The 9740-nt window shown below is 60.5% G+C and carries 8 protein-coding genes; 1 reads left to right on the forward strand and 7 read right to left on the reverse strand.

Annotated elements, in window-relative coordinates; all coding sequences use genetic code 11:
• Nucleotides 1–85 precede the first annotated feature (85 nt).
• From QMX86_RS25620 to QMX86_RS25650, 7 genes are all read right to left on the reverse strand, one after another.
• Nucleotides 86–880 carry an iron-containing redox enzyme family protein gene (locus QMX86_RS25620; RefSeq protein WP_122707359.1) on the reverse strand — a complete coding sequence of 265 codons (795 nt, stop codon included), beginning with the start codon at nt 878–880 and terminating at the stop codon, nt 86–88.
• Nucleotides 881–926: 46 nt separating this feature from the next.
• Nucleotides 927–3386 (reverse strand): EAL domain-containing protein, encoded by a 2460-nt coding sequence (locus tag QMX86_RS25625; protein ID WP_122707361.1) that lies wholly within the window; start codon nt 3384–3386, stop codon nt 927–929.
• Nucleotides 3387–3523: 137 nt separating this feature from the next.
• Nucleotides 3524–5341, reverse strand: coding sequence for an ABC transporter ATP-binding protein (locus QMX86_RS25630; protein ID WP_076563770.1), 1818 nt, complete (start codon nt 5339–5341; stop codon nt 3524–3526).
• Complete coding sequence (locus QMX86_RS25635) at nt 5334–5936, reverse strand: DsbA family protein (RefSeq protein WP_177180902.1); 603 nt, start codon at nt 5934–5936, stop codon at nt 5334–5336. The genes QMX86_RS25630 and QMX86_RS25635 overlap by 8 nt, the downstream gene beginning before the upstream one ends.
• Nucleotides 5937–5971: 35 nt before the next feature.
• Nucleotides 5972–6913, reverse strand: a complete 942-nt coding sequence (locus QMX86_RS25640; RefSeq protein WP_016770934.1) for a rhodanese-related sulfurtransferase — start codon at nt 6911–6913, stop codon at nt 5972–5974.
• Nucleotides 6914–7209: 296 nt separating this feature from the next.
• On the reverse strand, nt 7210–7509 hold the full coding sequence (locus tag QMX86_RS25645; protein ID WP_016770935.1) for a BolA family protein: 300 nt from the start codon (nt 7507–7509) through the stop codon (nt 7210–7212).
• Nucleotides 7510–7521: 12 nt separating this feature from the next.
• A complete protein-coding gene (locus tag QMX86_RS25650) occupies nt 7522–8037 on the reverse strand; it encodes a DUF2059 domain-containing protein (protein ID WP_016770936.1) in 516 nt (171 codons plus the stop codon).
• Nucleotides 8038–8228: 191 nt separating this feature from the next.
• Between QMX86_RS25650 and QMX86_RS25655 the strand changes: the two genes are divergently transcribed.
• Nucleotides 8229–9623: a class II fumarate hydratase gene (locus QMX86_RS25655; protein WP_016770937.1), complete on the forward strand. Its 1395-nt coding sequence runs from the start codon at nt 8229–8231 to the stop codon at nt 9621–9623.
• Nucleotides 9624–9740 lie beyond the last annotated feature (117 nt).

Consider the following 9740-nt stretch of genomic DNA (forward strand, 5'->3'; position numbering starts at 1 on the left):
AGCCTGCTCGCGAAGAGGGAGTGTCAAACAACGATTCGTTGCATGACCCACCGCTTTCGCGAGCAGGCTCGCTCCCACAGTTCGATCAGCTTTCGGTTACGGTCCGGCGCTCGCGGTTGACCAGCAGGCGCTCCGAAGTCTCAAGCTGCATGCACCGCTCCAGGAACAGGTACATGTAGTCATAACTCTTGCAGATCGCCTGCCGCAATTCCGCCTGCAAAGCCTTGCTCGGGTTCATGCCGGCCAGGGTGCAGATGATTTCCAGCGCTTCCCACGGATGGGCGTCGTCGTACTGGGCATGCATCTTCAACCACTTCATTGCGCGCTTGCGGTCCTCTTCCGGGAACGCCGCCGCGTAGACCCCGGTCGAGCAGACCACCGCTGACCACTCCCCGGTCGCGCCCTCGATCGCATAGTTGGTCGCGGCAATCGCTACGATCAGCGAATCCGCTGAGCTGGTGTGCCAGCACCAGTGACTCAGAGCGTGCAGCTCCGGCGGCACTTGCTGGGCCTGGAGATCTTCGAGACTGACGCCATGGGCGCGACTCCAGTGCATCCAGTAGTCGGCATGGTTGAGTTCGACGCGAATGTTGCGCATCAGCCAGCGCCGCGCCATGTCCTCACCAGGGTGGCGGGCGAAGCGGGTCTTGGTCAGGTTCTGCGCCATATACAAGGCAAATTGCTCGACCACCGGCCAGCCGCCGATGAGGTACTGGCGCATGGTTTTCGCGCTGAGTCTGTTGTCGCGCATGCGCTGATAAAGTTCATGTTCGACAACCCGGTGCTTGCTCTCGCTGCAATCCTTGATGAGCTGTTGCGCCCAGGCAGGATAACTTGCAGCTTCCATGAGGGGTCCGGTTCGGTTGAATGTGTCGATCACTGTTCGGCTCCTTTTGAGTTGTGATGGCAAGGATCGGCGAGAGACTTCAACGGAACGTGCCAGGCGCTTTGAACAACAACGGCTGCGGTCTGGCAGGACGACTTTGCAAACTGTCACAGGTAAACAACTGCGGACGCTCGATGACATACCCCTGAGCGTAATCCACACCTATTTCAAGCAACGCCTGTTCGATCTGGTTAGTTTCAACAAACTCGGCAATTGTCTGCTTACCCATAACATGACCGATGTGATTGATCACTTCGACCATTGCCCGATTAATCGGGTCGTCCAGCATATCCTTTACGAAACTCCCGTCGATCTTCAGGAAGTCTACAGGCAAATGTTTCAAGTAAGCGAATGAAGACATTCCGGCACAAAAGTCATCCAGAGAAAAGTGACAACCTAAGCCTTTGAGTTCATTGATAAAACGAATTGCACTGCCAAGATTTGCGATTGCACTGGTTTCAGTAATTTCAAAACAAATCATTTCAGGCGGTATAGCGTAGTTAACAAACTGTTCCCGCAGGAAGTGCAAAAACGCGTCATCTCCTATAGTAATGCCTGACAGATTAATCGCACACATTGCCAAAGGAAGTTCATGTTCCTGTTCAATACACTGGGCAATAACCTTGAAAACATTTTCAACTACCCAGCGATCTAACTGGGTCATCAAACCATATCGCTCCGCTGCCGGAATAAAACTGTCAGGCAAAATCATCCGCCCGGATTCATCATGCAAGCGCAGGAGTATTTCGATGTGCCCGGCCTGGCCGGGTTGCGGCTTGAGCGGCGCGATCTGTTGGGCATAAAGGCAGAAGCGGTTTTCTTCCAGCGCCATGTGCAGGCGCTGCACCCAGGCCATTTCACCGAAGCGCATCGACAGTTCGGAATCATCGGCATGGTAGACCTGCACGCGGTTGCGGCCTTTTTCCTTGGCCATGTAGCAGGCCATGTCCGCCGCGCGCAGGGAAGCTTCAAGGGTGGTCGGATTCTGCGCCACGTGCACCAGGCCGATACTGACGGTGGTCAGGAAGGGCCGCCCCTTCCAGACAAAATGCAGGTTCTGCACGGTCTGGCGCAGGCTTTCGGCAATCTTCTCGGCGATGTCCGGCGGGCAGTTCTCCAGCAAAATCCCGAATTCGTCGCCGCCCAGTCGCGCCAGGGTATCGCCCTCGCGCAAATCTGATTGCAAGAGCGTGCAGATGTGCCGCAGCAGTTCATCGCCCGCCGCGTGCCCGCAGGTGTCGTTGACCAGTTTGAACTGGTCGAGATCGAGGAACATCAGCGCGTGCCGCCCGGGCTGGCGCGTCAGCTTGTGCAAGGCCTGCTCGAGGCGATATTCGAATTCGCGGCGGTTGGCCAGCCCGGTCAGGGCATCGTGGGTCGCCTGCCAGGACAGATTGGCGATGTACTGCCGCTCCTGAGTCATGTCGTGCAGCACCAGCACCGTGCCGCTGACATTCCCGGCATTGCGGATCGGCGCGCCGACCAGGGTCACCGACAGGGTGCTGCCGTCCAGCCGCTGAATCAGCTTGGAATGTTCGCTGCCGCCGCTGAGCTGGCCACTGAGAATGTGCTCGATCAACGTCAGCCCTTCGGTCTGGGCGTTATCGTCGAGCAGGTTGAACAGCGCCGACAACGGCAGCCCTGCCGCCTGCTCGGCCTTCCAGTGCGTCATGGCCTCGGCGGCGGGGTTCATGTAATCGATCGCGCCGTTGACGTCGGTGGTGATCACGCCATCGCCAATCGATTGCAAGGTGATGTGCGCGCGATCCTTCTCCAGTTGCAGCGCCTGGGCGAATTCATGGCGTTGCCTGAGCAGTTTGTGCGTGCGCCACAGCGCCAGCGCGATCAGACCCAGCGCGGTGGCCAGGTTGGTGAACAGCAGCAGGCGCATGATCACCCGCGAGCCTTCGCCCAAGGCATCGCTGAAGGCTCTGGCGGCTGGGGTGACTGCATCGTTGATGGCGAAGATCTGTAACTTCCAGCGCTGCACATCGCCGGGGCTGGCCTGTTTCTGCGCAATGCCTTGGTGCATCTCCTGCGCGACTTCGTGCAGTCGGTCGAGATAGGCATCGCCAATCGTCCAGCGATCGATCGCGGTTTCCAGATAACTGTAGTGGCGGAAATTGAGGTACAGCCAGATGACGCTGGAGACATCGTCTGGATGATTACCGCCTTTGAGAATGCCTTCACGCGCCGCTTGCAGATCCGGCGGCTGACGATCCAGCGCCAGGCGCAATTGGTGCCCGCCCTGAGGCACGGCGATCGCCGTCAGGTATTTGCGATAGATCGCCTCGTCACGGCTGTCGGCGTAGAGGTTGAGGTAATAGATGGCGTCTTTCTGGCCCTTTGACCACAGGCTTTCGCCAGCTACGTAGCCACGCACGGCCGAAAGCACGTAAAGGCTCACGCCCCCCAGTAATGCCTGGAACACCACGACAGCAATAAAGGGCCAGACGATACCCAACAACCGTGGTGTTCCCAGAGTCTGCTTTTGCTTCATGAGAGTCCTTGCATGAGCACTGCCCGCTCGCCTTCCGGGCGAATTCGCTATGACGAGACTAGGTGGGGTTCTCGTTCAAGGCAAGGCGCGGCGTTACACCGCGCGCAGAACCTCTGACAGGTCGGCGAGGGTTTCGATCAGTGCTGTTGCAAGTTGCCGTAGAGCTTGGCGTACAGACCGCCGTCGGCGATCAGTTGACGATGGTCGCCGTCCTCGGCGATCTGCCCGCCGTCGAACACCAGCACGCGGTCCGCCTGTTTCACCGCCGACAGGCGATGGGCAATGATCAGCGTGGTGCGGCCATGGAGAAACTTCGCCATCGCCTGGTGCAGGTTGTACTCGGTGGCGGCGTCGAGGGCCGAGGTGGCTTCGTCGAGAATCACCACTTTCGGCTCGGCGAGAATCATCCGCGCAATCGCCAGACGCTGGCGCTGGCCGCCGGACAAACGCACGCCGGAGCGACCAACGATGCTGTCGAGGCCAGCGGGCAGCGCACGGATGGTCGCGGCCATCTGCGCAATTTCCAGCGCCTGCCAGCAGGCTTCGTCGCTGCGCATGCGGCCCATGGTCAGGTTGGCGCGCACGCTGTCGTTGAACAGCGCCGGATGCTGCAGCACCACCGCGACGTTCTCGCGCACCGTCTCCAGACCGATCTCCTGCTGGGTCGACCCGCCAAAGCGGATGGTCCCGGCCGCTGGCGTGTACAGGCCCAACAGCAACTGCACCAAGGTACTTTTGCCGCCGCCGCTGGCGCCGACGATCGCGACTTTTTCGCCGGGCAGGATCGACAGGTTCATCTGATCCAGCACCAACTCGTCGCCATAACCGAAACTCAGGCCTTGCACCTCGATGCCGACGGTGTCGCGTCCCTTGAACGGATCGACGCCGCCGGGATACTGCGGCTCGTCGGCGCGCGCCAGCAATTCATTGATCCGCGTCAGCGCACCGCCCGCTGCGTAGTAGGCGTATTGCAGATTGAGCAGCTGTTCGACCGGGCCGATCATGAACCACAGGTAACTGAACACCGCGAGCATCTGCCCGATCGACAGGTCGGAAAACAGCACGGTGAGCATCGCCGCCGCGCGGAAGATGTCGATGCCGAACTGGAACAGCAAACCACTGGCGCGGTTCGAGGCGTCGGTTTTCCACTGCGAGTTGACCGCATAGTTGCGCACCTCCTGCGCGCGCAAACCGAGGCGCCCGAGGAAATAGCCCTGACGATTGCCCGCGCGCACTTCCTGAATCGCATCGAGGGTTTCGCTCAGGGCCTGAGTGAAGCGCGAGGTGCTGTCGTTCTCGAGTTTTTTCAGGTGCTTGACCCGCTTGCCCAACTGCACCGTGGCGTAGATCACCAACGGGTTGAACAGCAGAATCAGCAGCGCCAGCTTCCAGTGCATCCACATGAGGATGCTGGCGGTGCCGACCAGGGTCAGCATGGCGACGAGGAAGCGGCTGAGGGTTTCGCCGACGAATTTGTCGAGGGTGTCCAGATCGGTGACTAAATGCGTGGTTACCGTGCCGCTGCCGAGGCTTTCGTATTCGCCGAGGGAAATGCGCTTGAGCCGCTCGATCAGGCGTACGCGAATGCGGTAGACGATGTCCTTGGCCAGGCGCGCAAACAGCCGCGACTGCAACACGCCAAAACACAGGGCGCTGCAACGCAAGGTCAGGGTCACCACCAGCATCAGGCCGATATAACCCGCCGCCTGCTGCCACATGCTTGGCAGAAAATGATTCATGACTTTCAGTGCGGCATCGCCGTGGCCGAGCAGCACTTCGTCGACCAGCAATGGCAGCAGCAATGGAATCGGCACGCTGCACAGCGTCGCCAGCACGGCCACGCCGTTGGCGATCCACAGGGATTTTTTGTGATGCAGTGCCAGACGCCGGACTTCAGCCCAGCTCAGCCGGTCGACACGCTCTACGGCTGGCGTGTCATCGGCGCGGTCAGACACAGGCCGCGCGCTCCAGCCAGCGGCCGAGCAACGGCGACAGCTCGCTGAGCGGTTGATAACCGTTGGTGAGCAGCGCCAGTTGCCCGTTGCGCTCGGCCAGCAGGGTCGGAAAACCAGCGATGCCCAAGTCCTGCACCCAGGTGAAATCGGCCTGGGTCGCCTTGTGCTGATCGGCATGATCGAACAACGCCGCGAATTCGATACGCGGCACACCGGCCTGCTCCGCCAGTTCGACCAGCACGCTGGCCTGGGTGACATCGCGACCTTCGGCGTAAAACGCCTGCTGGATCAGCCCGACCAGTGTCCACGCGCAATCCGGCGCCAGACTGCGCGCGGTGACAATGGCGCGACAGGCAGGCTCGGTGTCGTAGACAAAACCGTCAGGCAACGCGCCGTCGAACTTGAACGGCTGGCCGGTGGCCTCGGTGACCGCTTGCCAGTGCTCGAGAATGTAGCGCCGCGTGGTCGGCTCCAGCGCCGAACCGCTGCCGGTGCGCAACCCGCCGACCACCAGATGCAGCTCCACTCCGGCTGCCTGCGCCTGCTCGACCAGTGCCTTGGCCACCGGAGCAAAACCCCAGCACCATGAACACATCGGATCCATCACGTAGAGCAGGCGCGCAGACATGGTTAAGCCTCGGTGGATGCTTGCTTATAGTTGTAGCCGATCGGGTGCGGCTGGTTGCGCGCCTTGGCCAGTTCGATCTGCTTTTGCCGATCGATGGCGCTGCGCCGGGTCTTCTCGCTGAGCTTGTCCCAGCAGTGCGGGCAACTGATGCCGGCGACGTAGTGCTCGGAGGCGCGATCTTCAACGCTGACCGGCGTGCGGCAGGCATGACATTGATCGTAGTCGCCTTCCGTCAGGTCGTGACGCACGGTGACGCGGTTGTCGAAAACGAAGCAGTCGCCGCGCCACTTGGTTTCTTCCTGCGGCACCTCTTCGAGGTACTTCAGGATGCCGCCCTTGAGGTGGTAAACCTCTTCGAAACCTTCGCCGAGCATGTAGCTCGAGGCTTTCTCGCAGCGGATGCCGCCGGTGCAGAACATCGCGACCTTCTTGTGCACGGCCGGGTCGAAGTGTTCTTTGATGTAGTCGGGAAATTCGCGAAAACTGGTGGTTTTCGGATCGATGGCGCCTTCGAAGGTGCCGATCGACACTTCGTAATCGTTGCGCGTGTCGATCAGCAGCACTTCCGGGTCGCTGATCAGTGCGTTCCAGTCCTGCGGCTCGACGTAGGTGCCGACCTTCTTGTTCGGGTCAACGCCTTCAACGCCGAGGGTGACGATCTCTTTCTTCAGCTTGACCTTGGTGCGATAGAACGGCTGTTCGTCGCAGTACGATTCCTTGTGGTCGATGTCGACCATGCGTGGGTCATTCTTGAGCCAGGCGAGCAGGCCGTCGATGCCTTCGCGGCTGCCGGAAACCGTGCCGTTGATGCCTTCTTCGGCGATCAGCAGAGTGCCTTTGATGCCGTTGTCGACCATCGCTTGCAGCAGTGGCTCGCGCAGGTCAACGTAATCTTCGAGGGTGACGAACTTGTACAGTGCCGCCACGACAATCGGTTGTGTCATGGGTATTTCTCCAGGTGGCTACCCTCGCAAAGGGTGAACCGGATTCAAAAAAAAACGCGCCGGCTAAGCGGCGCGTTGCGGATTCTAGCAAAAACATGATGTGTTTTGGATTTACTCAGTCTTCTGTGACAACACAAAACCTGTGGCGAGGGGATTATCCCCGTTGGGTGGCGAAGCAACCCTAAACCCATTCAGCCCCGTTCCTTCTGCCAGGACCGTGGTTACAGGGTTTACGACTGCTGCGCAGCCGAACGGGGATAAATCCCCTCGCCACAAAAATCCCGCCACATCCAAAATCAGTGCTTGCTACCGCCAGCACAGGTCGGCGACGCCGGAGCGCCGTCGATCTCTGCCCATTCCTGCGGGGTGTAGGTGTGCAGCGCCAACGCATGGAACTCGCCCATCAGCTCGCCGAGCGTGCCGTAGACTTTCTGGTGGCGCTTGACCCGGTTCAGTCCTTCGAACTGCGCGCTGACCACCACCGCCTTGTAGTGGGTCTGAGACCCGCGACTGTGCATGTGGCTTTCGTCGAGCACTTGCAGGTGCTCAGGCTGTAACAGGGCCAGCGTCGATTCGATGCGTTGTTGCATGGTCATCACGAACTCCGCTTACTTCTTCTTGGCTGGCGCCGCGGCCGGGGTCAGCTCTTTGGTCATGTCGTCGAGCAGCTTGTTGACCACTGGCACCGCGCTTTCCAGTTTGCCCTGGGTCATCTGCGCCGACTGCTGGGTCAGCTGCGGCATTTTTTCCAGGACTTTCTTGCCCAGTGGCGACTGGTAGAAGGCAACCAGATCCTTGAGCTCGGATTCGCTGAAGTTGCTGGTGTAGAGCTTGACCATGTCGGGCTTGAGCTTGTTCCAGCCGATGGCCTGGTCCAGCGCAGCGTTGGCCTTGGCCTGGTAGGTTTCGAGCACGGCTTTCTTCGACTCAGGCGCTTTGGTCTGTTCAAAGCGCTGGGCGAACATTTGCTGCACTTGCATGTACACCGGGGTACCCAGCTTGTCAGCGTGAGCCAGCGTCAGGAAAGCTTCGGCACTGGCGTTGTGGCTGGCGGTATCGGCAAGCACCTGGCCGCTGGCGCAAACCAGTGCAACCGCGGTACAGATGGCGCGAAGACGAGTCATCGAGTTTCCTTTAAGCAAAGCGAGGTCGAACCCCAAGGGCGACCATTCTGCGCCTAACAATCGCTGTGGCTCAACCCCTGGCCCTTGCCGCGCTTGATTGGCGGGGTTTTGCGGTCAACAATCGAGCCGATGGAACCACCCGGGCCGACGCCGGCCTAAATTGCGCCAACAGACCAACAGGAGTGTGCACGATGAGCCGTATCGAAACCGACAGCCTGGGCCAGATCGAGGTCCCGGACGACGCTTACTGGGGTGCTCAGACGCAACGCTCGCTGATCAACTTCGCCATTGGTCAGGAACGCATGCCGCTACCGGTGCTGCACGCCCTGGCGCTGATCAAGAAAGCCGCCGCACGGGTCAACGACCGCAACGGCGACCTGCCCGCCGACATCGCCCGCCTGATCGAACAGGCCGCCGATGAAGTCCTCGCCGGCGAGCATGACGAGCAGTTCCCGCTGGTGGTCTGGCAGACCGGCAGCGGTACCCAGAGCAACATGAACGTCAACGAAGTGATCGCCGGTCGCGCCAACGAACTGGCCGGCAACCCGCGTGGCGGCAAGTCGCCGGTGCACCCGAACGATCACGTCAATCGCTCGCAAAGTTCCAACGACTGCTTCCCCACTGCCATGAGCATCGCCACCGCCAAAGCGGTGCAGGAACAACTGCTGCCGGCGATTGCCGAGCTGTCCGGCGGCCTCGCTGAACTGGCGGCGCGGCACATGAAACTGGTGAAGACCGGGCGCACGCACATGATGGACGCGACGCCGATCACCTTCGGTCAGGAACTGTCCGGCTTCATCGCGCAACTGGATTACGCCGAGCGCGCGATTCGTGCCGCGCTGCCGGCGGTTTGCGAACTGGCTCAGGGCGGCACCGCCGTTGGTACCGGTTTGAATTCACCGCACGGCTTCGGTGAGGCGATTGCCGCTGAACTCGCAGCACTGTCCGGTCTGCCGTTCGTCACCGCGCCGAACAAGTTCGCTGCACTGGCCGGTCATGAACCGCTGGTAACGCTGTCGGGTGCGCTGAAAACCCTCGCCGTGGCCTTGATGAAGATCGCCAACGACCTGCGTCTGCTGGGCTCAGGTCCTCGCGCAGGTTTCGCTGAAGTGAAGCTGCCGGCCAACGAACCGGGCAGCTCGATCATGCCCGGCAAGGTCAACCCGACCCAGTGCGAAGCGCTGTCGATGCTCGCCTGTCAGGTGCTCGGCAATGACGTGGCGATCGGTTTTGCCGCCAGTCAGGGGCACTTGCAGCTGAACGTGTTCAAACCGGTGATCATCCACAACCTGCTGCAATCGATCCGTTTGCTCGGCGATGGCTGCAGCAACTTCCAGCAGCACTGCATTGCCGGGCTCGAGCCAGATGCCGAGGTCATGGCCAAGCATCTGGAACGTGGGCTGATGCTGGTGACCGCGCTGAACCCGCACATCGGTTATGACAAGTCGGCGGAGATCGCCAAGAAGGCCTACAGCGAAGGGCTGACTTTGCGTGAGGCGGCGTTGCAGCTGGGTTATCTGACCGATGAAGAGTTCGACGCCTGGGTGCGGCCGGAGAACATGATCGAGGCTGGGGCCAAGGGCTGAAATCTTCAGCGCCTGGAAGTCAGCCTTCGCGAGCAAGCTCGCTCCCACAGTGGACTGCATTCTCATGCTGGGAATGCGCAAAAATGTGGGAGCGAGCTTGCTAGCGAATGCGGCCGG

Source organism: Pseudomonas sp. PS01270, assembly GCF_029959775.1.
GTDB classification, from domain to species: Bacteria; Pseudomonadota; Gammaproteobacteria; order Pseudomonadales; family Pseudomonadaceae; genus Aquipseudomonas; species Aquipseudomonas atacamensis.

Excerpts from the sequence above, each read along its gene's own strand:
- QMX86_RS25625 (WP_122707361.1), bottom strand. The coding sequence starts at position 3,386 with ATGAAGCAAAAGCAGACTCTGGGAACACCACGGTTGTTGGGTATCGTC.
- QMX86_RS25650 (WP_016770936.1), bottom strand. The coding sequence starts at position 8,037 with ATGACTCGTCTTCGCGCCATCTGTACCGCGGTTGCACTGGTTTGCGCC.
- QMX86_RS25655 (WP_016770937.1), top strand. The coding sequence starts at position 8,229 with ATGAGCCGTATCGAAACCGACAGCCTGGGCCAGATCGAGGTCCCGGAC.
- QMX86_RS25635 (WP_177180902.1), bottom strand. The coding sequence starts at position 5,936 with ATGTGTTCATGGTGCTGGGGTTTTGCTCCGGTGGCCAAGGCACTGGTC.
- QMX86_RS25640 (WP_016770934.1), bottom strand. The coding sequence starts at position 6,913 with ATGACACAACCGATTGTCGTGGCGGCACTGTACAAGTTCGTCACCCTC.
- QMX86_RS25645 (WP_016770935.1), bottom strand. The coding sequence starts at position 7,509 with ATGACCATGCAACAACGCATCGAATCGACGCTGGCCCTGTTACAGCCT.